The 25,636-nt window shown below is 69.6% G+C and carries 23 protein-coding genes and 1 tRNA gene; 18 read left to right on the top strand and 6 right to left on the bottom strand.

The genetic code is table 11. The features are described from left to right. Positions 1-260: 260 nt before the first annotated feature. From eno to G6034_RS17490, 9 genes are all read left to right on the top strand, one after another. Entirely contained in the window at positions 261-1,541 is a 1,281-nt protein-coding gene (eno, locus tag G6034_RS17525; protein WP_176636395.1) for a phosphopyruvate hydratase, read from the top strand. Between the two features lie 122 nt (positions 1,542-1,663). Beyond that, the gene (locus G6034_RS17520) at positions 1,664-2,386 is read left to right on the top strand and encodes an FtsB family cell division protein (protein ID WP_176636394.1); all 723 of its coding nucleotides are present in this window, start codon (positions 1,664-1,666) and stop codon (positions 2,384-2,386) included. Between the two features lie 193 nt (positions 2,387-2,579). Next, positions 2,580-3,191, top strand: a complete 612-nt coding sequence (locus G6034_RS19975; RefSeq protein WP_343038145.1) for a DUF501 domain-containing protein — start codon at positions 2,580-2,582, stop codon at positions 3,189-3,191. A gap of 51 nt (positions 3,192-3,242) precedes the next feature. After that, positions 3,243-4,217, top strand: coding sequence for a Ppx/GppA phosphatase family protein (locus tag G6034_RS19970; protein WP_246296232.1), 975 nt, complete (start codon positions 3,243-3,245; stop codon positions 4,215-4,217). Between the two features lie 32 nt (positions 4,218-4,249). After that, positions 4,250-5,722, top strand: coding sequence for a S8 family serine peptidase (locus G6034_RS17510; protein WP_176636393.1), 1,473 nt, complete (start codon positions 4,250-4,252; stop codon positions 5,720-5,722). A 184-nt stretch (positions 5,723-5,906) separates the two neighbouring features. After that, entirely contained in the window at positions 5,907-7,430 is a 1,524-nt protein-coding gene (locus tag G6034_RS17505) for an NAD(P)/FAD-dependent oxidoreductase (RefSeq protein WP_176636392.1), read from the top strand. A 206-nt stretch (positions 7,431-7,636) separates the two neighbouring features. Next, a complete protein-coding gene (locus tag G6034_RS17500) occupies positions 7,637-8,137 on the top strand; it encodes a GNAT family N-acetyltransferase (protein ID WP_176636391.1) in 501 nt (166 codons plus the stop codon). A 65-nt stretch (positions 8,138-8,202) separates the two neighbouring features. Beyond that, positions 8,203-8,275 (top strand) — tRNA-Leu (locus tag G6034_RS17495). A 159-nt stretch (positions 8,276-8,434) separates the two neighbouring features. Beyond that, a complete protein-coding gene (locus tag G6034_RS17490; protein ID WP_176636390.1) occupies positions 8,435-9,280 on the top strand; it encodes a Bax inhibitor-1/YccA family protein in 846 nt (281 codons plus the stop codon). 20 nt (positions 9,281-9,300) lie between these two features. Here the strand turns inward: G6034_RS17490 and galK are convergent, their stop codons facing one another. Genes galK through G6034_RS17475 form a run of 3 tightly spaced genes read right to left on the bottom strand, consistent with a single transcriptional unit; the run spans position 9,301 to position 12,523 of the window. Further along, positions 9,301-10,506, bottom strand: a complete 1,206-nt coding sequence (gene galK / locus G6034_RS17485) for a galactokinase (protein WP_176636389.1) — start codon at positions 10,504-10,506, stop codon at positions 9,301-9,303. Next, a complete protein-coding gene (galT, locus tag G6034_RS17480; RefSeq protein WP_176636388.1) occupies positions 10,503-11,696 on the bottom strand; it encodes a galactose-1-phosphate uridylyltransferase in 1,194 nt (397 codons plus the stop codon). The genes galK and galT overlap by 4 nt, the downstream gene beginning before the upstream one ends. Beyond that, on the bottom strand, positions 11,693-12,523 hold the full coding sequence (locus G6034_RS17475; protein ID WP_176636387.1) for a DeoR/GlpR family DNA-binding transcription regulator: 831 nt from the start codon (positions 12,521-12,523) through the stop codon (positions 11,693-11,695). The genes galT and G6034_RS17475 overlap by 4 nt, the downstream gene beginning before the upstream one ends. Before the next feature lie 148 nt (positions 12,524-12,671). Between G6034_RS17475 and G6034_RS17470 the strand changes: the two genes are divergently transcribed. From G6034_RS17470 to ilvA, 3 genes are all read left to right on the top strand, one after another. Then, a complete protein-coding gene (locus G6034_RS17470) occupies positions 12,672-13,610 on the top strand; it encodes an aldose 1-epimerase family protein (protein ID WP_176636386.1) in 939 nt (312 codons plus the stop codon). A gap of 282 nt (positions 13,611-13,892) precedes the next feature. After that, positions 13,893-15,146 carry an AI-2E family transporter gene (locus G6034_RS17465; RefSeq protein WP_176636385.1) on the top strand — a complete coding sequence of 418 codons (1,254 nt, stop codon included), beginning with the start codon at positions 13,893-13,895 and terminating at the stop codon, positions 15,144-15,146. 69 nt (positions 15,147-15,215) lie between these two features. Beyond that, the gene (ilvA, locus tag G6034_RS17460) at positions 15,216-16,454 is read left to right on the top strand and encodes a threonine ammonia-lyase (protein WP_176636384.1); all 1,239 of its coding nucleotides are present in this window, start codon (positions 15,216-15,218) and stop codon (positions 16,452-16,454) included. A gap of 188 nt (positions 16,455-16,642) precedes the next feature. On the opposite strand, the gene greA is transcribed toward ilvA, so the two are convergent. Together greA and G6034_RS17450 are read right to left on the bottom strand one after the other, a co-directional pair. Next, positions 16,643-17,134, bottom strand: coding sequence for a transcription elongation factor GreA (gene greA / locus G6034_RS17455; protein WP_176636383.1), 492 nt, complete (start codon positions 17,132-17,134; stop codon positions 16,643-16,645). Positions 17,135-17,330: 196 nt separating this feature from the next. After that, positions 17,331-17,702, bottom strand: a complete 372-nt coding sequence (locus G6034_RS17450) for a DUF4307 domain-containing protein (RefSeq protein ID WP_218064031.1) — start codon at positions 17,700-17,702, stop codon at positions 17,331-17,333. A 210-nt stretch (positions 17,703-17,912) separates the two neighbouring features. On the opposite strand from G6034_RS17450, the gene mca reads away from it, so the two are divergent. The 3 genes from mca (at position 17,913) to G6034_RS17435 (ending at position 21,630) form a co-directional block, all read left to right on the top strand. Then, on the top strand, positions 17,913-18,815 hold the full coding sequence (gene mca, locus G6034_RS17445; protein WP_176636408.1) for a mycothiol conjugate amidase Mca: 903 nt from the start codon (positions 17,913-17,915) through the stop codon (positions 18,813-18,815). Positions 18,816-18,889: 74 nt separating this feature from the next. After that, positions 18,890-19,252 carry a hypothetical protein gene (locus G6034_RS17440; RefSeq protein WP_176636381.1) on the top strand — a complete coding sequence of 121 codons (363 nt, stop codon included), beginning with the start codon at positions 18,890-18,892 and terminating at the stop codon, positions 19,250-19,252. Between the two features lie 86 nt (positions 19,253-19,338). After that, a complete protein-coding gene (locus G6034_RS17435) occupies positions 19,339-21,630 on the top strand; it encodes a thioredoxin domain-containing protein (protein WP_176636380.1) in 2,292 nt (763 codons plus the stop codon). A 160-nt stretch (positions 21,631-21,790) separates the two neighbouring features. Here the strand turns inward: G6034_RS17435 and trhA are convergent, their stop codons facing one another. After that, entirely contained in the window at positions 21,791-22,438 is a 648-nt protein-coding gene (gene trhA / locus G6034_RS17430) for a PAQR family membrane homeostasis protein TrhA (RefSeq protein ID WP_176636379.1), read from the bottom strand. Positions 22,439-22,610: 172 nt separating this feature from the next. Here trhA and G6034_RS17425 point away from each other — a divergent pair, with 172 nt between their 5' ends. The 3 genes from G6034_RS17425 (at position 22,611) to phoH2 (ending at position 25,553) form a co-directional block, all read left to right on the top strand. Next, positions 22,611-23,393 carry an isoprenyl transferase gene (locus G6034_RS17425; RefSeq protein WP_176636378.1) on the top strand — a complete coding sequence of 261 codons (783 nt, stop codon included), beginning with the start codon at positions 22,611-22,613 and terminating at the stop codon, positions 23,391-23,393. 12 nt (positions 23,394-23,405) lie between these two features. Next, positions 23,406-24,056: a YoaK family protein gene (locus G6034_RS17420; RefSeq protein WP_176636377.1), complete on the top strand. Its 651-nt coding sequence runs from the start codon at positions 23,406-23,408 to the stop codon at positions 24,054-24,056. A gap of 168 nt (positions 24,057-24,224) precedes the next feature. Further along, positions 24,225-25,553 carry an RNA 5'-3' helicase PhoH2 gene (gene phoH2 / locus G6034_RS17415; RefSeq protein ID WP_176636407.1) on the top strand — a complete coding sequence of 443 codons (1,329 nt, stop codon included), beginning with the start codon at positions 24,225-24,227 and terminating at the stop codon, positions 25,551-25,553. Positions 25,554-25,636 lie beyond the last annotated feature (83 nt).

Raw genomic sequence — 25,636 nt, 5'->3', positions numbered from 1 at the left:
CCGGTGGAGCTTCACGGGTGGGGTGGATGCCGCCTTGTTCTGTGTGCATTTAGCGATAGTTAACGATAGATCGCTATATTCGGATGTCAAGAGCCCACGGCAAGATTCCCAGCCAACTGGCAGGATGTGCCGCCACCGGCCTCCTTGGCATGCGGAACCCGCCGGCGTATTAATGAGTGCCCCCTCACGGCGACCGGTTAGGATTGTGCCGACAGCGAGGTCGACCTTTATCCGCTTGAAGCTCAAAAAAGGAGCAATACGTGGCACTTATTGAAGCCATTCACGCACGCGAAATTTTGGATTCCCGAGGCAACCCGACCGTCGAGGTCGAGGTTCTTCTCGCTGACGGCTCCGTGGGCCGCGCGGGCGTTCCCTCCGGTGCATCGACCGGAGCCTTCGAGGCCGTGGAGCGCCGTGACGGCGACATGGCCCGCTACCAGGGCAAGGGCGTCTTGCAGGCCGTCGAGGCCGTGCTGGAGGCAATCGCCCCCGAGCTTGAAGGCATCGACGCCACCGAACAGCGCCTGATCGACTCCATGATGCTGGAACTGGACGGCACCCCCAACAAGGGCAAGCTCGGCGCCAACGCCATCCTGGGCGTCTCCCTGGCCGTGGCCAGCGCCGCCGCCGTGTCCGCGGACCTGCCGCTGTACCGCTACCTGGGCGGCCCCAACGCGCACGTCCTGCCGGTGCCGCTGATGAACATCCTCAATGGCGGTTCCCATGCCGATTCCGACGTCGACATCCAGGAATTCATGGTCGTCCCGCTCGGCGCCTCCACCTTTTCCGAGGGCCTGCGGTGGGGCGTCGAGGTCTACCACAACCTCAAGGCCGTCCTGCAGGAAAAGGGCCTGTCCACCGGCCTGGGCGACGAGGGCGGCTTTGCGCCGAACCTGCCGTCCAACCGTGCCGCCCTGGACCTGATCCTCGAAGCCATCAAACGTGCGGGCTACGAGGCCGGCAGGGACGTCGCCCTGGCGCTGGACGTTGCCTCCTCCGAGTTCTTCAAGGACGGCACGTACCAGTTCGAGGGCAAGTCCCTCACGGCTGCCGAGATGAGCGCCTACTACGAAGAGCTGGTCCGCGACTACCCGCTGGTCTCCATCGAGGACCCCCTGGATGAGGACGACTGGGAGGGCTGGAAGACCCTGACCGACGCCATCGGCGACAAGGTCCAGATCGTGGGCGACGACCTGTTCGTCACCAACCCGGAACGCCTGGCCCGCGGCATTGAGTCCAAGACCGCCAACTCGCTGCTGGTGAAGGTCAACCAGATCGGTTCGCTGACCGAGACCCTGGACGCCGTGTCCATGGCCCAGCGCGCCGGCTACACCACCATCACCTCGCACCGCTCCGGCGAGACCGAGGACACCACCATCGCCGACATCGCGGTGGCCACGAACGCCGGCCAGATCAAGACCGGCGCCCCCGCCCGCTCCGAGCGCGTGGCCAAGTACAACCAGCTGCTGCGCATCGAGGAAGACCTCGAGGATGCCGCCAGGTACGCCGGCCGCAGCGCGTTCCCGCGCTTCAAGGCCTAAACGCGCCCGCCGGAAATAACTGCGGATGGGCCGGTGACTGGCTAAGGTGGATACACACCCAGCCAGCCACCGGCCCTTCGGTTTTAAGCCGCTAAGGTCACCGGGGAAGTACCAGGAGAACCATGGCCACGCGTCGTCCCAAGGTGCCCAGTGCACACCTCAGTGCCGGGGCGAAGAAGGCCGCTGAACCAAGTACGACGCCGGACCCCCGCCAGGGCGCGCACGCCGCGGCCGCGGGGGCACGCCAGCAGGCACCGGACAAGCACGGTTCCGGGCGGGCGCCGCGGAAGGCCGTCACCGATCCGCACGCCATGGCCGGAACGGCTTCCGGCGGGCCGCGCCGCAATGCCGACGACGGGGTCATCCGCAATGCCGGTTCCGGCAGCACGCCGGTCCCGGCCCGATCGTTCAACGGGCGGCTGCTGGTGCTTGGCCTGGCCATGGCCGCCGTCACGGTGGCGCTGGCCCCCAACATCCACACCTACATGGACCAGCGGGCTGAGATTTCCGCCCTGAAACAGGACATCGCCGCGCAGACGACGCAACAGTCCGCGGCCCAGTCGGAACTGGCCCGCTGGGACGACCCCGCCTATGTCAAGCAGCAGGCCCGTGACAGGGTCAGCATGCTCATGCCGGGGGAGACCGGCTACTGGGTGTACGGCGCGGGCCCGTCCTCCGGCAGCACGGTGTCCGGGGCGGCCGCCAGCCCCGGGGAATCGGCGAAGGATGCCACCGCGGTCACCACGACGCCGTGGGTGGACGGCCTGTGGCAGGCAGTGGAGAAGTCCGCCGCCGTAAAGCCGGCCGCCACAGCCAAGGCCACACCGAAGCCGGCCGCCAAGTAGGACGCGGCGGCCTTCCCGCCAGGCCGGCGCCACCGCCGTCGGGCAGCGGCCGGGAAGCGCCCGGGAAGCGGGAGCCCGCCCACACGGTAAAATGGCGAGTTGGACAGGGCTGCGCAAAGGCGGCCCGCCACCACCGCGGCACCGCCCAGCCTGTCTGGTGCAACGGAACGAAAACCTGCAAGGAAGGACGCCGGTGCCCGCATCAGCCACCAACGCCGAAGACCCGCTTGTGCCCACCCGGCACGACCTGGACACCCTGAGCCGCCAGCTCAACCGGCCCGTCCGCGACGTCGTTGAAATTCCGGCCCGCTGTGTGTGCGGCAACCCGCTCGTGGCCGCCACCGCGCCCCGGCTGGGCAACGGCATCCCGTTCCCCACCACGTTTTACCTGACGCACCCGGTGTTGACGGCCGCGGCGTCGCGCCTGGAAGCGGCCGGGCTGATGGTGGAGATGACCGGCCGCCTCGCCGCCGACGCCGAACTCGCCGCGGCCTACCGGCGGGCCCACGAGCAGTACATCGCCGCCCGCACGGCCATTGGCGCGCGCGCCGGCACCGGGCCGGTGCCGGAGATCGACGGCATTTCTGCCGGCGGCATGCCCACGCGCGTCAAGTGCCTGCACGTCCTGGTGGGCCACGCCCTGGCCGCCGGCCCCGGAGTCAACCCGCTGGGCGACGAGGCCCTGGCGGCCCTGGCTCCGTGGTGGACGCCGGAGGTGTGCCGGTGCGACGGCGCCTGGGACCAGCTGGCCCCCGTGCCCCGCAAGGACCTCAGCCGCCATGTCAAGCACCTGGCGCAGGACTGAAACCCCCGCCCAACCAACCCATCCAGCGACGAGAAAAGGACCGGCCCTTCCATGCGTGTAGCAGCCATTGACTGCGGGACCAACTCGATCCGCCTGCTCATTGCCGACGTCACGACGAACGACGACGGCGCCACCACCCTCGCGGACGTCCACCGGGAAATGCGCGTGGTCCGCCTGGGACAGGGCGTGGACGCCACCGGCATGCTGGCTCCCGAAGCCCTCGCCCGCACCTTTGCCGCGGCCGAGGACTATGCGGCGCTGATCCGGGGCTGCGCCGCGGACGGCGCGGCCGTGGAGCGCCTGCGCTTCGTTGCGACCAGTGCCACGCGCGACGCCGGGAACCGGGCAGAATTCGTCAACGGCATCAAGGCCCGCCTGGGCGTGGAACCGGAGGTCGTTTCCGGTGAGGAGGAAGCGGCCCTGTCCTTCGCCGGCGCCGCCAGCGTGCTCCCCGCGCTCGACGGCGAACTGGTCCTGGTGGTGGACCTGGGCGGCGGCAGCACCGAATTTGTGGCGGGCGGCGCCGCGGGCGTGCAGGCGGCCGTGAGCACGGACATGGGCTGCGTGCGTTTCACCGAACGGTACCTGCGGGGCAATCCGCCCACGGGCGCCGAAATTGCCGCGGCCGAGGCCGCCATCGAGGCCAAGCTCGACGACGTCGCCACCCGGGTTCCCCTGGGCGCCGTCACCAAGGTGGTGGGCGTGGCGGGCACCATCACCACCGTCACGGCGCAGGTCCTCGGGCTGGCGGGCTACGACCGCGAGGCGATCCATGCCGCCGTCGTTCCCCTGGGGAAGATTGACACGGCGGCCGGGGAACTGCTGGCCATGACACGTGACGAGCGGGCGGCCCTGGGCTTCATGCATCCCGGGCGCGTGGACGTCATCGGTGCCGGTGCGCTAATCTGGCGGACCGTGCTGCGGAGGATGCGGGTGCTGACACACGGGCGGCTCGAATCGGCAACCACCAGCGAACACGATATTCTGGACGGAATCGCCCTGGGCGCCGCTGGAGGCTCCACCTGATCCTGCGCGCCCCTCGACGGAAACGAGCCTGAATGCCGCAAGTGACACAGCCGCCCAAACGACGGCTGCGAGGCATTGGCGCTGCCCTGCTGGCACTCGCCCTGGCGGCGCCGCTGGCCCTGGCCGGGGCCCCGGCCGCCTCCGCGGACGAAATCCGCAACCGCGAATACTGGCTTGACTCGTCCGCAATCACCAAGGCGTGGGACATTTCGCAGGGTGCGGGCGTGAAGGTGGCCGTGATCGACAGCGGCATCGACGCCAGCCACGCGGACCTCAAGGGTGCCATCGCCGGCGGCACGGACATCTCCGGCTCCGGCAATGCCAAGGGCACCAAGGGCGTGGGTGCCGAACCCGAACACGGCACGCTCGTGGCCACCATGCTGGCCGGCCGAGGGCACGCCGACGTCTCGGCCTCCGCCACCAAGGGCGCTTCGACGCCTGCGGGCGCCAAGGTTGGCGCGGGTCCCGCCGGCGTCATCGGCGTGGCGCCCAAAGCCGAGCTCCTCAGCGTCTCCGTCTGGCTGGGCAGCGACAACCCGTCCGGGAAGACCATCGACGCCCAGATTCCCGCGGCCGTGAAGTGGGCCGTGGACCACGGCGCCAAGGTCATCAACATGTCCCTGGGCAGCACGTCCACGGCCTGGCCGCAAAGCTGGGACAGCGCCTTTGCCTACGCCGAGTCCAAGGACGTGGTGATTGTGGCCGCTGCCGGGAACCGGAAGTCCGGCAGCGAGCAGGTGGGCGCCCCGGCCACGATTCCGGGCGTGCTGGCCGTGGGCGGGCTGGACAAGGACGGGACCGCCAGCGTTGATTCCTCCTCCCAAGGCATCAGCATTGGCGTCTCGGCGCCGGCCGAGGACCTGGCCGGGGGGCTGCCCGGGGGCGGGTACGCCCGCTGGAGCGGCACCAGCGGCGCGGCCCCGATTGTCTCCGGCGTGGCCGCCCTCATCCGGTCCAAGTACCCGCAGATGTCCGCCGCGCAGGTCATCAACCGGATCATTTCCACCGCCAAGCACAAGGGCAACGGCACGCCCAACGCCATCTACGGCTACGGCATCCTTGACGCATACGCCGCCCTGACGGCCAACGTGCCCGTGGTCACCGCGAACCCGCTGGGCAGCATTGCCGACTGGATCCGTGTCCACCGCCGCGGCCAGGCCGCCCCGCCCGCCGGCGGTTCCACAGTGACCACCTCGCCGCTGCCCCGGCCGACGCTGAAGGACGCGACCGCGCCGACGGCGGCCGCTGAGCTCGGCAGCATGGAACCGGCCGCGATCGTGCTGGGCTTCCTGACCCTGCTGGTGCTTGTGCTGGCCGCCGGCAGCACCCACCTGCTCCTGGTGCGGCGCAGGATCCTGGCCGGGGGCGGTGCCCCCGGGACGGCCAAGGGCCAGGGTTCCGGAGACGGAGGCAACGGTGGCGCCCCAACAACCGACAGCGCAGCCGGCGGCGAGGCGGAAGGCCCGCGCACCGGTTCCGGGACCCCGGCCGGCCACAAGCACTAGCCGCGGCAGCGGCCTGCTCCCACGCTGCCAGCCGGGAGCACTCCCGGAAGAGGCGGCGGGGGAGCGGCGCACGCGCGCCGCGTTGCGCCGTCGTTCTTCCCGGATGGAAGGCCTCCACAGGGCAGGTGACTTCCCCGCGTAACGCGCTAGTGAATGTTTTCACAAAGGGTTGTACACTTGAGGCATGGCACTTACTCCCACATACTCAGACCGTCCCCGCGTCCTGGTGGTAGGCGGCGGATACGTTGGCCTCTACACGGCGTTCAAGCTGCAGAAGAAGATCGCAAAGTCCGGTGGCATCGTCACCCTTGTCGACCCCCTGCCCTACATGACGTACCAGCCGTTCCTGCCCGAGGTGGCCGGCGGCAACATCGAGGCGCGCCACGCAGTGGTCTCCCACCGCAGGCACCTGTTGGAGACCGAGCTGATCCAGGGCTCCGTCACCGGGATCGACCATGAGAACCGCACGGCGGTCATTGCCCCGGCCGACGGCGGCGCCCCCATTGAACTGCCCTACCACGACGTCGTCGTGGCTGCCGGCGCCATCACGCGCACCTTCCCGATCAAGGGCCTGGCCGAATCCGGGATCGGCCTGAAGTCGATCGAGGAAGCCGTGGCCCTGCGCAACCAGGTGCTCTCGCTCATCGAGCAGGCCTCCACGGAGACCGACCCCGCCCAGCGCAGGCGCGCCCTGACATTCGTGGTGGTGGGCGGCGGCTTCGCCGGCATCGAGACCATCGCCGAGCTCGAGGACATGGCCCGCGCCGCGGTCAAGCTCAACGACCGCGTGGACCAGTCCGAGCTCCGCTTTGTGCTGGTCGAGGCCATGGGCCGCATCATGCCCGAGGTCACCGAGGCCCAGGCCCTGTGGGTCGTGGAGCACCTGCGCAGCCGCGGCGTTGAGGTCCTGCTGAACACCTCTCTGGACAACGCCGAGGGCAAGTTCATCAAGCTCATCAACCTGCCGGACAAGTCCGTGGCGCAGGAATTCGATGCCGAGACGCTCATCTGGACGGCCGGCGTCATGGCCAACCCAATGGTCCGCTCCACCGACTTCCCGATTGAGCCCCGCGGCCGCGTGTCCGTCAACGCGCAGCTGCAGGTTTCCGGCGAGTTCGGCGTCATCGAAAACGCCTGGGCCGCCGGCGACGTGGCGGCAGTCCCGGACGTCACCGGCGGCCTGCCGGACGGTACCTGCGTGCCGAATGCGCAGCACGCCGTGCGCCAGGCCAAGCGCCTGGCGAAGAACCTGTGGGCCAGCCGCTTCAACAAGCCGCTGAAGGGCTACAAGCACAAGAACCTCGGTGCCGTTGCCGGCTTCGGCGAGTGGAAGGGTGTTGCCAAGATCATGGGCATCCAGCTCAAGGGCGCCCCGGCCTGGCTGGCACACCGCGGCTACCACGGCCTGGCCATGCCCACCGTTGAGCGCAAGTTCCGCGTCCTGATGGACTGGTTCATCGCCATGTTCACCGGGCGCGACCTCACGCAGCTGGAGAACCTGGCCGACCCGCGCGGCTCGTTTGTCGCCGCAGCCACCCCAAAGCCGAAGCCGGCCGCGGCCGCCCCTGCCGCTCCGGCGGAGGCCCCGAAGGCTGAGGCCCCAAAGGCTGAGGCCCCGAAGGCGGAGGCCCCGAAGGCGGAAAGCCCGGCTGCCCCCACCGGCGCACCGAAGGCCCAGGTGCGGGAAGAAGCCACGGCGGCCAACTAGCCGCCCGCTTCTCCGCTCACGACGGCTTCTCCGCGCACGACGGCGGCCCGCCCCACCTGGGGGAGGGCCGCCGTCGGACGTTAAGGGCCCGGGAGCGGGGCGCGAACCCGTCCGGCTTTGAGGCTGCGCCGCGTCGAAGTCCGCGCGGGCCGCACCGCAGCCAAGTTGGGTATTCCGATGACGCCACGGCGGAATAGACTGGGGCGATGATCCTCCGTCGCGAGCAGGCACCCGACAGGCCGGAAATCCTTGCCCTTATCGAGGCTGCCTTTCCGGAACCGGTGGAGGCGCGGCTGCTGCGGGAGCTGTTTGCCTCGCGCGAGTACCTGCCGGAGCTGTCCATCGTGGCGGAATCCGCCGACGGCGAGATCATGGGCTACGTCATCAGCACCCGTGCCTGGATTGGCGACAGCCCCGCCGTGGGCCTGGGTCCCATCGGCGTCCTGCCGCAGTGGCAGCGCCGCGGCGTCGGGGCCGCGCTCATGCATGCCTCGATCGATGCGGCCACGGAGCAGGGTGAACCGGCGATCGTCCTGCTGGGCAGCACCGATTTTTACCCGCGCTTTGGCTTTGTGCCCGCCGATTCCGTGGGGATCACCTCGCCAGACCCGTCCTGGGGATCACATTTCATGGCCCTGCCCCTGCCGGCCTTTCACACGGGCATCCGCGGCCACTTTCGCTATGCGGAGCCGTTCAGCAAACTGTGACGGTTGGGTTCCGCCGGGCAGCATCCAGTAATGTTAACGCGGCGGGCGCCCCCGGGCCGCCACGCGCCCCAGTAGCCCAATGGCAGAGGCAGCAGACTTAAAATCTGCAAAGTGTCGGTTCGAGTCCGACCTGGGGTACCGCCAGGGCCACGGCTTGGAAGCGGGGCGCCACGGTGGCGCCCGCAGCACCGCGGCCCGGGGCGCAGCGCACGCGGGGAACCAAACGTGGAAGCCGATCGTCCTTTATTGGTAGGGTTGAAAATATTATCTACCCCCTATTTTGGAGGAATCAGCACCATGGCGCTTGGTGGAAACCCGGTCTTTGCCAACAACAAGAACTTCAAGGACAGCCCGGCCGTGCGCCGGGGCTTTCTCAGCGGCGGGGCCGACACCATGGCCGGGCAGGGCGCCCTGTCCGCCCGGCAGCTGGAGGACCTCTACCGCCAGCCGTCCGCCAACGCCCAGAAGACCGGACGCATGACGTTCGACGACGTCATCATGAAGACCGTGGGCACCCTCGCCCTGGTCCTGGCAGGTGCCGCACTGGGCTGGATCGTCCCGGCGCTCATGATTCCCGGCCTGTTGGTGGGCCTCGTGCTGGGGCTGGTCAACTCCTTCAAGAAGCAGCCCTCGCCGGCCCTGATCCTTTGCTACGCCGCCTTTGAGGGCATGTTCCTCGGCGGGCTCTCCGGCATGCTCGAAGGCATTTACCCGGGCATTGTGGTGCAGGCCGTGATCGGCACGCTGAGCGTTTTTGCCGTGACACTGGTGCTGTTCCGCAACGGCAAGGTCCGCGCCACCCCGAAAATGACCCGCTTCTTCATGATCGCCCTGGGCGGCTACGCGCTGTTCTCGCTGATCAACCTCGGCCTGATGATGTTCGGCGCCACCAGCAACCCGTGGGGCCTGCGCGGCATGGACATCCCCGGCACCAGCATCCCCTTCGGCTTTGCCCTGGGCCTGCTGGCGATCGGCCTGGCCGCATTTTCGCTGATCGTCGACTTCACGTCCATTGAACGCGGCGTCCAGAACGGGCTGCCCGCCAAGTATTCCTGGACGGCCGCCTTTGGGCTGACGGTGACGCTCGTGTGGCTTTACGTGGAGATCCTGCGCCTGCTGGCCATTCTCCGCGGCAATGACTGACCCCCAGGCAGGCGCCCAAGCTACAGGGCGCGCCGGGCGCCCGGCGCGGGCGAGACGGCGAAGATCTCCGGGGCGGTGAACCCGGCCTCGGCAAAGGCCCGGACGACGGCGGCCCTCACCATGGCCTCGCCGGCCGCCGGGATGAGCGCGATGGCCGAGCCGCCAAAGCCTCCGCCGGTCATCCGGGCGCCCAGTGCGCCGTTGGCCAGGGCCGTGTCGACGGCAAGGTCCAGTTCGGCGCAGGAGATTTCAAAGTCGTCGCGCATGGAGGCGTGGCTGGCGGTGAGGAGGGCGCCAATGGCGGAGGGGCCGGCGTCGGCCAGGACGGCCACGGTGTCCAGGACGCGCTGGTCCTCGGTGACGATGTGGCGCACGCGGCGGAATGTCTCCGCGTCCAGCAGGCCCGCCGCTTCGGGCAGGTCCGCCTCGGCGACGTCGCGCAGGGCGTGCACGCCCAGCACCTCCGCCCCCAGCTCGCAGGACGCGCGGCGGGCGGCATAGCCGCCGGTGGCATGGGCGTGGGAGACCTTCGTGTCCACCACCAGGATCAGCAGGCCCGCGGCGGCCAGGTCCAGCGGGACGAGCTTGGACTCCTGGCTCCGGCAGTCCAGGAAGATGGCGTGGCCGTCGGTGGACAGCAGCGACGCCGACTGGTCCAGGATGCCCGTGGGTGCCCCGACCACCTCGTTCTCGGCCCGCTGGCCGACGAGCACCAGCTGGCTGGCGGACAGCCCGGCTCCGCACAGCTCGTTGAAGGCGGACGCCACGGCACACTCGATGGCGGCCGAGGAGGACAGTCCCGCCCCGGTGGGGACGGTGGAGTGCAGGAACAGGTCGAAGCCGCCGATCGCCACGCCCATCTGGCGCAGCACCCACACCACGCCCAGCGGATAGGCCGTCCAGCCGCCCATGGTGCTGTGCGAAAGCGTGGCGAGGTCAACGGTGGCCACCACCTGGTCGCCGTAGCTGGAAAGCAGCCGGGCCGTGGTGCCCTCCCGCAGCTTCACGGCCACGGCGGCGGAGCGGTCAATCGCGAAGGGGAGGACGAAGCCCTCGTTGTAGTCGGTGTGCTCACCAATCAGGTTCACCCGGCCGGGGGCCGTCCATACTCCGTCCGGCGCATGGCCGAACGCGGCGGTGAAGCGGGCGGCAACGTCCTCGGGCCGGGGGGTTCCGGGGTCAGGGGCGTGGGGGGCGCGGGCGTCGGGGGCCGGGGATCCAGTCATGACATGGCAGCTTTCTGCCCGGAGGCGGCGGGTGCGGTGGCGGCGGGCGCACCGGGCGCACCGGGCGCATCGGCCGAAGCGGCCGGCCGGCGCGCCGTCGAGGTTGCCCGCAGCACGGCGGCGGTCTGTTCGGGGGTGGTGTCGTTGATGAAGGCCCCCATGGCGGCCTCGGAGCCGGCCAGGAACTTCAGCTTGTCTGCCGCCCGGCGGGGGGACGTCAGCTCCAGGTGGAAGCGGCCAGCCGGGCGGAGCGCCGAATCCAGCGGGGCCTGGTGCCACGCGGAGATGTAGGGGGTGGGCGTGTCGTAGAGGTTGTCCAGGCGGCGCAGGACGTCCAGGTAAATGACGGCCAGCTCGTCCCGTTCGGTGTCGATCAGCGCGGCGAAATCTGGGACGTGGCGGTGCGGGGTGATGTGGATTTCCAGCGGCATGTGCGCGGCAAAGGGCACGTAGGCGCTGAAGTGGCGCCCCTGGGCGACCATCCGCTCGCCCGACTCGGACTCCTTCGCCACGATGGAGCCCAACAGGGTCTCGCGCCCGGAGGTGCCCTGGAAGTGGGCCAGGGCCGCGGCGGCCATGACGGCGCTGCGGGGCGGGATGTAGGAGTACGCGTAGATCTGCCCGTGCGGGTGGTGCAGCGTCACGCCGATGTCCTGGCCGCGGTTTTCAAAGGGAAACACCTGCTTGACGCCGGGCAGGGCGCTGAGCGCCGCGGTGCGGTGCGCCCACGCGTCGATGACGGTGCGGGCACGCGCGGTGGACAGGCCGCCGAAGGAGCCGGTGTGCTCGGGCGTGAAGGCCACCACCTCGCAGCGGCCGAACGCGCGGCCCCTGGTGCCCCAGGCCGGGTCTTCCGGCACCAGGCCCACGGCCGGGCCCAGCGACGGGAAGCGGTTTTCAAACACCGCCACGTCGTAGCTGGAGTCCGGGATTTCCGAAAGGTTGGCCCCTGTGGTGGGGCACAGCGGGCACTGGTCGGCCGGGGGCAGGTAGGTGCGGCTCTGGCGGTGGGCGGCGACGGCCACCCAGTCGCCGGTCAGCGCGTCAAAGCGCAGCTCGCCGGTGGTTTCCCCGCTGCGCGCGTCCAGCGGGCGCGTGTCCACGGCCGTGTGGCTGTGTGCGGTGGAGCCGTCGTCGAAGTAGATGAGTTCGCGGCCGTCGGCCAGGCGGGTGCTGGTGGGAATGGTCATGAGGACTTCCTGCTCGGGGTCTTGGCCGACGCGGCGCCGGCGGCGGGGACCACCGTCAGGGTGGGCACGCCGGCGGCGAAGGTTTCGCGCACGGCGGCACTGACTCCGTCGTCCGTGATGACGGTGTCCACGGCGGAGAGCGGGGCAATCGTGGCCAGCGACCGGACCCGGAACTTGGTGCTGTCGGCCAGCACCACCAGCCGGCCGGTGGATTCGATGAAGGCGGCGTTGGTTTCCGCCTCCAGCAGGTTGGGGCTGGTCAGCCCGCGCTCGGCATCCAGGCCGTGCACCCCCATGAAGCAGAGGTCGGTGTTCAGGCTGCGGAGCGCCAGCCGCGCCACGGGGCCCACCAGGGCCTCCGACGGCGTACGTTCCCCGCCCGTGACAATGACGGTGCAGGAGGAGGCGCCCTTCTGCTGGTAGAGCAGCTCCGCGGCCTTGAGGGAATTGGTGACCACCGTCAGGTCCGGGAGCCGGTCCAGCGCGGCGGCCAGGTGGACGGCCAGCTGGTAGGTGGTGGTGCCGCCGGTCAGGCCCAGGGTCATGCCCGGCTTGACCAGCCGCAGTGCCTCGGCGGCGATCCCCAGCTTCGACTCAAGCTCCTTGTCGACGTTGAGCAGGAAGCCCGGTTCCAGCGCGCTGAGCCGGGCCAGGCGCATGGCCCCGCCGTGGATTTTGCGGACCAGCCCGGTGGCGTCAAGCGCCTCGATGTCGCGCCGGACGGTCATCTCGCTGACCTTGAGGGTGGCGGCGACGTCCGCCACCCGCACCGCCTCGTGCAGCTGGAGCTCCTTCAGGATGCGCGCCTGGCGCTCGGGTGCCAGCATGGGGACCCCTGTTCTCCGGCGCCCGCGGCGCCCGCCTCGATAAAAAACAATAGTTTCAAACAAAATCTTACATTATCGATGCGCCGGGGGCAGCAGCAGTCGCGAAATGTAGCGGATTCGGTGCACGAAAGGCGGTAACGTGGCGTGCATGACCAACACCACCTCGGGCGCCCGTGCGGCGTCGGGTCCGCAGTTCACCCTGACGCGGGGCGGGGCCACCGCCATTGTCGCCTCACTGGCCGCGGGCCTGCGCCACTACGACCGCGGGGGCGTGGACCTCGTGGAGGGCTACGGCCGCGGCGAGATCGCCCCCGGGGCCGCCGGGATCACCCTGGCCCCCTTCGCCAACCGCATTGACGGCGGCCGCTGGGAGCTCGACGGCGCCCCGCAGCAGCTGGACATCACCGAAGTCCGGCGCAACAACGCCATCCACGGGCTGCTGCGCAACACCGGCTACGCCGCGCTGGACTCCTCGGACCACCACGTGGTGCTGGAGGCCACGATCCACCCCCAGCACGGCTACCCGTTCCTGGCCCGCCACCAGGTCCGCTACGAGCTCACCGCGGACGGCGCCCTGCGCGTGGCCCAGACGCTCGTCAACGACTCCCCGCGGCGGGCCCCCTTTGTCCTCGGCGCGCACCCCTACTTCCGCCTCGGCGACACCGCCCCGGAACAGCTGCGCATCACCCTGGACGCCGCCAGCTACCTGGCCGCCAATGACAGGATGATCCCCACGCAGACCGTCCCCGTCGACGCCGCGCACGATCTCCGCGGCGGCCGCCTGCTCCCCGATGTCCTGATGGACACGGCCTTCACGGACCTGGCCGCCGGCGGCATCCCCCCGCGCGATGGCGCCACAAGCGCCACGCTTTCGGCCCCGGACGGGCGCTCCGTGAGCCTCTGGCACGACGATTCCGTTTCCTTTGTCCACGTGTTCGTCACGGCCACCTTCCCCGGCCGGACGCTGGCCGTGGCCATGGAACCCATGACGGGGCCCGCGAACGCATTCAACTCCGGCGACGGCCTCCAGTGGCTGGAACCGGGGGAGCAGTCCACCATGCGCTGGGGCATCGACGCCGCGCTGTAGCGCTTGCGCCGCGTCGGGCTTGGCCCGCAAGTCGACTGGGGCGGGTCGGCCGTGGGAGGCGTCGATGCCGTCGTGTACCCGAGGGGCTGTCTCTCGCCGGCAAACTTCCCTGTGGGGCAAAACCCGGCGATAAGTGCACATTTCCGGGAATTAACGCAGGTGCCTGAGTGCGGGTTGGGTGCTCCCGGCTCTGCTGAACGTCCCGGTCCTGCAACGGGTCGACGGGCGCCCCGAAATGGACGTCGTTTTAAGAATTTTTGCCGCATGGGGAATTATTGGTCTATGACGCCCGTGCAGCAGCAACCTGAGCGCCCCCACCCCAACGACCCCGGCCACCAGCCGGTGGTCCCGTTCGGCATGCAGGTGGCCGGCGCGTGGGCCTGGCGGGTGGGGCTGATCCTGGTGGTCTCGGCCATGGTGCTGTGGCTGCTGGGCCAGGTGGGCATCCTGGTCATCCCGCTCATGGTTGCCGCGCTCTTCGGCGCCCTGCTGATGCCGGTGGTGAAGTGGCTGCGCAGGATCGGCCTGCCGCAGGGCCTGGCCGTCGCCGGCACGCTGGTCGGCCTCATTGGGGTGGTGCTGGGAGGGCTCTTTCTGGTGGGACGCCAAATGGTCTCCGGCATCGCCAGCCTGGGACAGCAGGCGGTCAAGGGCCTCATCCAGATCCAGGGCTGGTTGACCTCCGGGCCGCTGGGCCTGAGCAACGACCAGATCGATTCGTACCTGCAGGAAGCACTGGATGCCCTGCAAAACAACAGCAACACCATCCTGACCAAGGCGCTCGGGGTCGGCACCGGCTTTGGCCACTTCGCCGCCGGCCTGCTGTTGTGTGTTTTCATCCTGATCTTTTTCCTGCTCGAAGGGGAACGGATTTGGGGGTTCCTGGTCAGCTTCTTCCCCCTCCGCGCCCGCCCTGCCATTGACGGGGCGGGGCGGCGCGGGTGGCTGTCGCTCGGCAACTACGTGCGCGTCCAGATCCTGGTGGCCGCCGTGGACGCCGTGGGCATCGGGGCCGGCGCCGCCATCATCCAGGTGCCGCTGGCCCTGCCGCTGGGCGTGCTGGTCTTTCTGGGCTCCTTCATCCCGGTGGTCGGCGCCCTGGTCACCGGCGCCGTGGCCGTGCTGCTGGCCCTGGTGGCCAACGGCTGGGTGAATGCGCTGATCATGCTGGGGATCGTGCTGCTGGTCCAGCAAATGGAGAGCCACCTGCTCCAGCCCTTCATCATGGGCCGGGCCGTCTCCCTGCACCCCGTGGCGGTCATCCTGGCCGTGGCGGCCGGCTCCACCGTGGCCGGCATCCTGGGCGCCCTGTTCGCCGTGCCGGTGCTGGCCGTGGCCAATTCCTTCATCCGCTACATCGGCGCCCGCGGCTGGGAACACGATCCCAGCCTCCCCGACATCCATGGCGTGCCGCCCGCACCGCCGGAAGACACGACGCCGGGTGCCCCCGCCGGGGCCGCGCACGGCAGCGCGCCCCAGGGCCCGACGGACGGGCCGGCGTCGTCCGTGGGGGCCATGCCGGACCCGCAGCCCTAGGTCCGCGGCCCTGGTTCCGGCAGCCCGCAGTTTTTATCCACGCAACAACCTTCGAAAGAGATCCATACAGTGAACGCAGCCAGCAGCCTTCCAGTCACCCTTGCCGACGTTGAAGCAGCACGGGAGCTCTTGAAGGACATTATTGCGTTCACGCCCATTGAGAGTTCGCGGGCGCTGGGGCGGATGACCGGTTCGGAGGTTTTCTTCAAGTGTGAAAACCTGCAGCGCGCCGGTTCGTTCAAGGTGCGCGGGGCGTACGTGCGCATGGCGCGGCTGTCGCCGGAGGAGCGGGCGCGCGGCGTGGTGGCGGCATCGGCCGGCAACCATGCCCAGGGCGTGGCGGTGGCCGCGAAGGCGCTGGGCATCAAGGCCCGCATCTACATGCCCGTGGGCGTGGCCCTGCCCAAGCTGGCGGCCACGCGCGGGCACGGCGCCGAGGTGGTGCTGCACGGCTACAACGTGGACGAGTCCCTGGCCGAGGCCGAACGCTACGCCAATGAAACCGGCGCCGTCTTTGTGCACCCGTTCAACAACGTCGACGTGGTGTCCGGGCAGGGGACCATCGGCCTGGAAATCCTGGACCAGATTCCCCATGTGGACACCGTCATCATGGGCGTTGGCGGCGGCGGGCTGCTGGCCGGCGTCTCCGTGGCGATCAAGGCGCGCGCCAAGGAGCTGGGCAGGGAGATCCGCGTGATCGGCGTGCAGGCCGAAAACGCCGCCGCCTACCCGCCCTCCCTGGCCGCCGACGCCCTGGTCCCGCTGAAAAGGGTCTCCACCATGGCCGACGGCATCGCCGTGGGCCGGCCCGGGCAGCTGCCGTTCTCGATCATCCGCGAGCTTGTGGATGACGTCATCACGGTCAGCGAGGACTCGCTGGCCCGCGCCCTGATCTTCCTGCTGGAACGGGCCAAGATGGTGGTGGAACCGGCCGGCGCCGTGGGCGTGGCCGCGCTCCTGGAGGGCAAGATCGAAAACCCCGGCACCACCGCGGTGATCCTCTCCGGCGGCAACATCGACCCCATGCTCATGCTCAAGGTCATCCAAAGGGGCCTTTCGGCGGCCGGGCGGTTCTTGACGGTGCGCATGATGCTCAACGACCGCCCGGGTTCGCTGGCCACCATCTCGCGGATCATCGCCGAGAACGACGCCAACGTCACGGGCGTGGACCACACCCGCGTGGGCGGCTCCATCTCCATGGGCGACGTCTCCATCACCGTCAACCTCGAGACGAAGGGCCACGAGCACTGCGAGCAGGTCCTGACGGCCCTCCGCTCGGAGGGCTTCCAGCCGATCGTCGTGCACTGATTTTCGGCACCGCCCGGGAATCCCCGGCCGGGGAGACTGTCGTGACCGCGTCGGCACCCTGCTGATGCTCCGGCGTCGAACGCGCGGCTGCAGGGTTTAACGCGGCTGCGGGGTTTAAAAAGACTTTCCCGCGCCCCGGCCGAAGGATCGGCAGGTGGCGCGGGAAAGGTGGTTCTGGAACCTGGCCGCTAGCTCTCGTACGGCTTGGCGGAGAGAATTTCGACGTCGATCGTCTTGCCGTTGGGGGCCACGTAGCTGATCTTGTCGCCGATCTTGTGGCCCATGATCGCCATGCCCAGGGGGGAGCGCTCGCTGTAGACTTCCATGTCCGTGGCACCCACTTCGCGGCTGCCCAGCAGGAACCTGGTCTTGTCGCCGGCGATGGTGGCGCCAACCACCATGCCCTGTTCCACGATCCCGTCGTCGGCCGGGGCCTCGCCCACATGGGCGGTGCGCAGGAGCTCACTCAGCTGGCGGATGCGGGCCTCGATCTTGCCCTGCTCATCCTTGGCTGCGTGGTAGCCGCCGTTCTCCTTCAAATCGCCCTCGGACCGGGCCTGCTCGATCTTGGCCACGATCTCGGCGCGGCCGGGGCCGGAAAGCTGCGTCAGCTCGGTCTGGAGGCGGTCAAATGCTTCCTGGGTCAGCCAGGCAGCGGATGCACTGTTGGTGGTGGGCACGAAGAACTCCTTGATTGTACATAAAACAAAGACCCCGCCGGCGGCCGAACCAGTGGTGTTTCACGGCTGGCGTGCCCATCGGGCGACGGACACCATCCATCCGCGGAACATCCACGGAACAACCAAGCGGGGTGCAGGTAATAGTGACAAGTTTAGTCAATAAGGCGGATAAACCCAAGAATGGGCGCCGGGCGTGTCACTTCGGTGGCACGATCCAGCATTCCTGGACCACCCCGGTCACGGCCAGGGAGTCGGTGCGCACCTGGCCGCGCACCGTCGTCGTCCGGCCGGAATCCGTGCCGGCGCCGGAACCGTTGGGGCCTATGGTGATCACGTTCCAGCCCACCACGGCGTAGGAGTCGTTCATCGCCTGCAGGGCGCACCGGGCCGTGGCGGCGGGATCCTTGGTCACGGCCACGTCCACCGTGGACAGCGTGGAATCCACCACCTGGTAGCTGATCAGCCTGTTGGAGACCCCCGTGCTGTTGCCCACCGTGGCCCAAAAGACCCAGGCCAGGCCCAGGACGCCCACCGCCGCGAGAATCAGGATCCGCGCCTTTTTGGACATCGCCCGCTTGGGCGTGCCGTAACGATTGGTTAGGCTGGTAGCTGCCGGAGTTTCAGAATTTGTCACTGCATCCACTGGTGTCTTGATCCGCGGCTGCGCCGGGGGCTGGCCGCCCGCTGGGGGCGTTAAGGACACTATGAGTTTAGCGTTGATTCCCGCACAGGTTTTTCGCCCACACAGCACTCAGAATCGAAGGTAGCCGACGTGACCATCACCGACGGGCCCACATCCGAACCATTGCGCCTGCTGGCGGTGCACGCCCATCCCGACGACGAGGCGAGCAAGGGCGCCGCCATGATGGCCTCCTACGCGGCGGCCGGTGTGAGGGTCATGGTGGCCACCTGCACGGGCGGCGAACGCGGCGGCATCCAAAACCCGGGCATGGCCGGCGACGCCCATTCCGCCCGCGACATGGGCGGCGCCCGCCGGCTGGAGATGGCCCGGGCGGCCAAGATCCTGGGCATTGAACAACAGTGGCTGGGCTTCACGGACTCGGGCCTGCCCGAGGGCGATCCGCTGCCTGCCCTGCCCCCGAACTGCTTCGCCCTGAAGCCGCTGGAGATTGCGGCCGCGCCGCTGGTCCGCCTGGTGCGCCGCTTCCGCCCGCACGTGATCGTCTCCTATGACGAGAACGGCGGCTACCCGCACCCGGACCACATCATGGCGCACAAGGTGGCCGTGGAGGCGTTCCATGCCGCGGGGGACCCGGAAAAGTACGACGGCGCGGGGGAGGCCTGGGAGCCGCAAAAGCTGTACTACGACCTGGCGTTCAACCCGCAGCGCTTCCGTGCCCTGCACTTTGCGCTCGAGGACGCGGGGCTGGCCTCGCCCTACGCCCAGCGCCTGGCGGCCTGGCTTGAGGCGGACAGCGAGGGTCACACCCCGCCGGCCGGCACGCACCCGACCACCACGCAGGTTGACTGCGGCGAGTTCTTTGAAAAGCGTGACGAGGCCCTGCGCGCCCACGCCACCCAGGTGGACCCCGACGGCTTCTTCTTCGCCGTCAGCCCGGAGATGCAGCGCAAGGTGTGGCCGTGGGAGGACTATTCACTCATCGAATCCCGTGTGCCCACAACCCTGCCGGAAAACGACCTGTTCGCTGGCCTACGATAGGTAGTGGACGATTCCCGCACCGCACCCAGCCTTCCGGGACAACAGCCGGCCGGGGATGAAACGAAAGACAAATTGTGCACACATTGATTTTGCTCGCCGCCACACCGTCGCCGAGTCCCACCATCCCGAGCCTGCGCGCGGGCCTGAGCGACGACCAGGTCGGCCCGGGCTTCCTGGGCTTCCTCGCGATGGCCTTCATCGCCACCCTGGTGTTCTTCCTGATCCGCGACATGGCCAAGCGCATTCGCCGCGTCCGCTACCGGGCCATGGTTGAGGAAGGTGCCGCCGGGGGCTCGCACGGCCCGGATGCCGAGTTCCTCGCCATTCCCATTGTGGCGGACGACGCCGCCCGTTCCGAAGGTGCCCCCGGCACCGACACGTCGGACGCGCAGGCGCCGGACGTTCCCACACCCGGCACCAACGGACAGCAGGGCTAATCCACCGGGCCCGGGCAGCCGGATCCGGCGAACCGGACCCGGCGGGCCGCGGCCCACTCAACGAGGGCAACAACCAGGGGGCACGCATGAATCGGCTGGCCGGCGAACCCAGCGCATACCTGCGCCAACATGCCAACAACCCGGTGGACTGGCAGCCCTTCGACGATGCCGCCTTCGCCGAGGCCCGGGAGCGGAATGTTCCGGTGTTCCTGTCCATCGGCTACGCAGCCTGCCACTGGTGCCATGTCATGGCCGGGGAATCGTTCGAGGACCCGGCCATCGCCGCGTACCTGCGCGGGCATTTTGTGTCCATCAAGGTGGACCGCGAGGAACGCCCCGACGTGGACGACGCCTACATGGCGGCCACCCAGGCCCTGAGCGGGCAGGGCGGCTGGCCCATGAGCGTCTTCCTGACGCCAAGCGGACAGGCCTTCCACGCGGGCACCTACTTCCCGCCACAACCGGTCTCCGGGCGGCCGTCGTTCCGGCAGGTGCTGGAGGCCGTGGCGGAGGCCTGGGCCCAACGGCGCGAGGAGGTGCTGGCCACCGCGGGCTCAGTGGCGGCGGCACTGGCCGACCCGGTCTGGCGGGTGCGCAGTGACGGAAGGGGCCTCCCGGGTGCCGGCGCCGGCGCGGCTGCCGGCGGTGGCACGGATGACGGTGGTGGCACGGCTGACGCCGACAGCGCCACGGCGGTTGGGGCTGCCCGCACCGCCGCCGCCGGCGCCGGATTCGCCGTGCATGCCCCGGGCGGCCCGAACGGGTCCTCCTGGGCGCGGTCGCTGTCCGCCGCGGCGGTTGGCGCGGTGGTTGCCCTTGCCGCGGCCGAGGACCCCGTCCACGGCGGCTTCGGCACGGCACCGAAGTTCCCTCCCACGCCCGGGCTGGAATTCCTGGTCAGGCACGCCGCCGGCGCGGGGGAATCCGCACGGCAGGCGTTCGGACTCGCCGGCCGGACGCTCGGCGCCATGGTCAACTCCGCGTTGTTCGACCCGGTGGGCGGCGGCTTTGCCCGCTACAGCGTCACGGCCGACTGGTCCGAGCCGCACTATGAAAAGATGCTGTACGACAATGCCGGCCTGCTGCGCGTCCTGGTCCACTGGACGCGGCTGGCGGATGCGCGCCCGGAGGAATTCGCCGCACTGGAGGCCGCCGGGCCGGCGGTGCCGGTGCACCACATCCACGCGACCGCCAGGCCGGTTCCGCTGTCGGCCGCCGACACCCGCCGGGCCGTGGCGGACACCGTCGGCTGGCTGGTGTCGGAATTGCGGCTGCCGGACGGCGCCTTCGCCTCGTCCCTGGACGCCGACACCGTCATTGACGGGGTCCACCGCGAAGGCGCCGGCTACAAGTGGAGCCTCGCCGAGCTGCGCCGGGCCGCAGGCGCAGGCGGCGCGGAAGCCGCGTCCGCCGCAGGACATGTCATGGGGATTCCGGCGTCCGGCGCGGCCCCGCTGCACCCCGGCAGGGCCCTGGGGGCGGACGAGCGCGCCGCCTGGGACCGGCTGCTTCCGGGGCTGCGCGAACAGCGGGCCGCGCGGGTCATGCCGGCCCGGGACAACAAGGTGGTGGCGTCGTGGAACGGGATGCTCCTGGCGGCGCTGGCGGAGGCCGCGGTGGTGCTGGACGAGCCCGCGTGGCTGGGGCACGCCGTCGAGCTTGGCCACTACCTGCGCCGCGTCCACTGGGACGGGGCGGTGCTGCGGCGCGTGTCGCACGGCGGCGTGGCACGGGGGATCGACGGGCTGCTGGAGGACTACGCGGCGTGCGCGGACGGCTACTTCGCGCTCTATGCGGCGAGCGGCGACGGTCAGTGGTTTGATTTTGCGGCCGGGCTGGTGGATGCCGCGCAGCGGTTTGTCCGGGACAGCACGGTGTACAACAGCGCCGGCGGTTCCGCGGCGATCGCCGGCGCCCCGGCCGGCGCCCGCTTTGCCGATCCCTTCGACAACGCGACCACCGGGCCCGTGGCACTGCTGGCGGGGTCCCTCGCGACCCTGGCGGCGTACACGGGGTCCACGCAGCACCGCGTGCTGGCCGAAAACCTGCTCGCGCCGCTGCCGGAGCTGGCCCGGCGGGCGCCGCGTGCCGCCGGCGGCCTGCTCGCCGTGGCGCAGGCGATGGCCGCCGGGCCCCTGGAGCTGGCCATTGTCGGTCCGCCCGGCGCGGAGCGGGATGCGCTGGTCCGCCGGGCGTGGGCGTCGCCGTCTCCCGGCGCGGTGATCTCCGTCTGGGACGGCTCCGGTGCGCCCGCCGTGCCGCTGCTTGAAGGCCGGTCGCCGAAGGACGGTGCCGGCCCGCCGCTGGCCTACGTGTGCCGCAACATGGTGTGCGGGCGTCCGGTCTCCTCCGTCGCGGAGCTGGACCGGCTCCTCTGACCGCCGCCCTCCACCGACGCTCCCGCGCAAGTGGGGCGTCTTTTCCCGACGCTCCCGCGCAAGTGGGGGTGTTTTTCCCCGATGCTCCCGCGCAAGTGGGGGTGTTTTTCCCCGATGCTCCCGCGCAAGTGGGGCGTTTTTCCCCGACGCTCATGCAGTGTCAGCGGGGCAGCACCAGGGCCACGGCAACAAAGTGGGCGGCGAAGCCGGCCACGGTCAGGGCGTGGAAGAGTTCGTGGAACCCGAAGTGGCGGGCGCTGAAGTTGGGCTGCTTGACGCCGTACACGGCGGCCCCGGCAATGTAGAACACGCCTCCCAGGCAGATGAGCAGGGTGGGGGCCGCGCCGGCGGCCCAGAACTGGGGCAGGAAGAACAGCGCCGTGATCCCCAGCAGCACGTAGAGGGGCACGTAGAGCCACCGCGGCGCCCCGACCCACACCACGCGGAACAGCACGCCCAGGGCGGCGCCGGTCCAAATCAGCCAGAGGAGCAGCGTGGCGGTGGGGCGCTGAAGCATCAGGAACGACAGCGGCGTGTAGGAGCCGGCAATGACCAGCATGATGTTGCTGTGGTCCAGGCGTTTCAGCAGCCTCTTGGCCCGCGGCTGCCAATCGAAGCGGTGATATAGCGCGCTCGTGCCAAATAAAAGCACGCCGGTGACGGCGTAGATCGCCGTCGCCACCTTGGCGCCGGTCCCCGGCGCCAGCAGCACCAGCACCAGGCCGGCCACCAGGACCACGGGGGCGGCGGCCGCGTGCAGCCAGCCCCGCCAGCTCGGTTTTGCCTCGGCCAGGAGAGGGGGTGTCATACCGAAAGCATAGTCCGCGCGGCCCCAAGTTACTCTTGGGTAGGGAACGGCCGCAGCCGGGCGGCTCCTGCCAGAGGGAGCCTGTCCGCATTTCGCGGGACCGGCGGGTAACCTAGGACTAGCACGTTACCCCGGCCGCCTGGCCCCGATCCGGAAGGTCCGGCGCTCTCCCATGCATTTGTTCTCCGGCCCCGTCCGGATGCCGAATTTCCTCTACGGCTACTATGAACGGCGCCTCGCACGGTCGCTGGACCTGGGCAGCGTCCCCCGGCACATAGGCGTCATGGTTGACGGAAACCGCCGCTGGGCCCGCCAGTTCAACGCCCCCACCAGCCAGGGCCACCAGGCCGGTGCGGACAAGATCCTGGAATTCCTCGGCTGGTGCCAGGACCTCGGCATCAAGGTGGTCACCCTGTACATGCTCTCCACGGACAACATGAGCCGCTCGCCCGAGGAGCTCGATGAACTCATGGGCATCATCGCCAACACCCTGGACCTGCTCGACGCCGACGCCGACATCAGCGTCCACGCCATGGGCGCCCCGGAACTGCTGCCCGAATACCTGGCCCAGCGCGTGTCCTCGCTGACCACGCGCGTGCCGGCCAAGGAACGCATCCACGTCAACCTGGCCATTGGCTACGGCGGCCGCCGGGAGATCGTCGACGCCGTCCGCGAGCTCCTGCACGACGCCGACGCCGCGGGGCGCACCATGGCGGACGTCGCGGACGCCCTGAGCGTGGACGACATTTCCAGGTTCCTCTACACCCGCGGCCAGCCGGATCCGGACCTGGTCATCAGGACCTCGGGCGAGCAGCGGCTCTCCGGCTTCCTCATGTGGCAGAGCGCCTACAGCGAGTTTTACTTCTGCGAGGCGCTCTGGCCGGCGTTCCGCCGCATCGACTTCCTGCGGGCCCTGCGCGACTTCGCCGGGCGCAGCCGCCGGTTCGGCAGCTAGCGGCAAGGTCCCATGCAAAAACATCACCGTCATGAAATAGCCATGGCCGGGGCGCTGTCACTGGCCGCCGGATTTGTCGACGCCGTGGGCTTCATCCACCTGGGCGGCTACTTCGTCTCCTTCATGAGCGGCAACTCCACCCGCGCCGGCGCTGCCCTGGCTGAGGGCAACCCGCTGGGATTCATGCTGGCCATGGGGCTGGTGGGGGCGTTCACGGCCGGCGTCATCACGGCCTCGATCCTGCGCCGGCTGGTCCCGTCCCGCAAACGGATGTGGGTCCTGCTGTACGTGACGGCGGCACTGGGGCTCGCCGTCGTCCTGTTTGACCTGGACGTGGCAGTGTGGCTGGCGCCGCCCGTCATCGCGCTGGCCATGGGCGCGGAAAACGTCATTTTTGAGCGCGACGGCGAGGTCAGCATCGGCCTGACGTACATGACCGGCACCCTGGTCAAGATGGGCCAGCAGATGGCGGCCGCCCTGACCGGCGGGAACCGTCTGGGCTGGGTGCGCTACCTTTTCCTGTGGCTGTCCTTGACGCTTGGCTCGATCGTGGGCGGCTTCACGTATTTCGCGATCAACCTCAACGCGCTGTGGGTTTCCGTGGGAATCTTCGTGCTGGTCGTCGCCTTCAACTCCCGCTCCTGGATGCCGGAGACCAACTAGCCCAAGCGTTCACGCCGCGTTCATCGGCCGGTCCAGCGTGGCGCACCGGATCACCACGCCGGCGCGGGTACTTTGGGCAGTACCGGAGGGCAACTCCGCCCGCGGTACCTATTTGAATTCCAGGCGCATCGCAGGCCTGGAAAGGCTGGAGTCGACGTGGTTGAGACGATGAAACTCGAACAGCAGGCACCGCAGGCGGCACCCGCCCGGCTGCGCAGCTACGTAATTGACACGTCTGTGCTTCTTTCGGACCCGCGGGCCATCCTGCGCTTTGCCGAGCACGAGGTGATTGTGCCGATCGTGGTGATTTCCGAACTGGAATCCAAGCGCCACGACCCCGAGCTGGGCTACTTTGCCCGCACGGCCCTGCGCCTTCTCGACGAACTCCGCGAAAAGCACGGCGGCCTTGCCAACCCCATTCCCCTGGGGGACGACGGCGGGACCTTCCGCGTGGAGCTCAACCACATTTCCGCTGAGGTGCTTCCCGCCGGGTTCCGGGGCACGGACAACGATTCGCGCATCCTGGCCGTCGCGAAGAACCTGGCCAACGAGGGCATGGACGTGACAGTGGTGTCCAAGGACGTGCCGATGCGCGTGAAGGCCTCGGCCATGGGCCTGGCGGCGGACGAATACCGCAACGAGCTGGTCAAGGACTCCGGCTGGACCGGCGTGGCGGAGATCGACACCACGGAGGAGGAAATGGCGGCGCTCTACAACCACGAGGCCGTCGCCGTCCCCGAGGCGGCGGTCCTGCCCGTCAACACCTCGCTGGTGCTCACCAGCAACCGCGGCTCCGCGCTCGGCCGGGTGGGCGCCGACCAGCAGGTGCACCTCGTCAAGGGCGACCGCGAGGTGTTCGGACTGCACGGCCGCTCCGCCGAGCAGCGCCTGGCCCTGGCCCTGCTCATGGACCCGGAGGTCGGCATCGTCTCGCTGGGCGGGCGCGCCGGCACCGGCAAGAGCGCGCTGGCCCTGTGCGCCGGGCTCGAGGCAGTGCTGGAGCGCAACGAGCACCGCAAGGTGGTGGTCTTCCGGCCGCTCTACGCCGTGGGCGGCCAGGAGCTCGGCTTCCTGCCCGGCTCCGAGGGCGAGAAGATGAACCCCTGGGCACAGGCAGTCTTTGACACGCTGGGCTCCGTGGTCAGCGACCGGGTCATGGACGAGATCATGGAGCGCGGCCTGCTCGAGGTCCTGCCGCTGACCCACATCCGCGGCCGCTCGCTGCACGATTCCTTCGTGATCGTCGACGAGGCCCAGTCGCTGGAGAAGAACGTGCTCCTGACGGTCATGAGCCGCATCGGCCAAAACTCCAAGATCGTCCTCACCCACGACGTCGCCCAGCGCGACAACCTCCGCGTCGGCCGCCATGACGGGATCGCCGCCGTCGTCGAAACACTCAAGGGCCACCCGCTCTTCGGCCACGTCACCTTGACCCGTTCCGAGCGCTCGCCCATCGCCGCGCTGGTCACCGAGATGCTCGAACGCGCCGAAATCTAGCGCCTGCGCGGCACGCACGACGCCGGCCGCCCCGGTCCCGGGGCGGCCGGCGGGGGGTGCGGGGCCGGGGGCCCTGTGGGTTT

The sequence above is a fragment of the Arthrobacter wenxiniae genome (assembly GCF_013376105.1).
Taxonomy (GTDB): Bacteria; Actinomycetota; Actinomycetes; order Actinomycetales; family Micrococcaceae; genus Specibacter; species Specibacter wenxiniae.
This window is presented reverse-complemented; position numbering and strand designations above follow the sequence as displayed.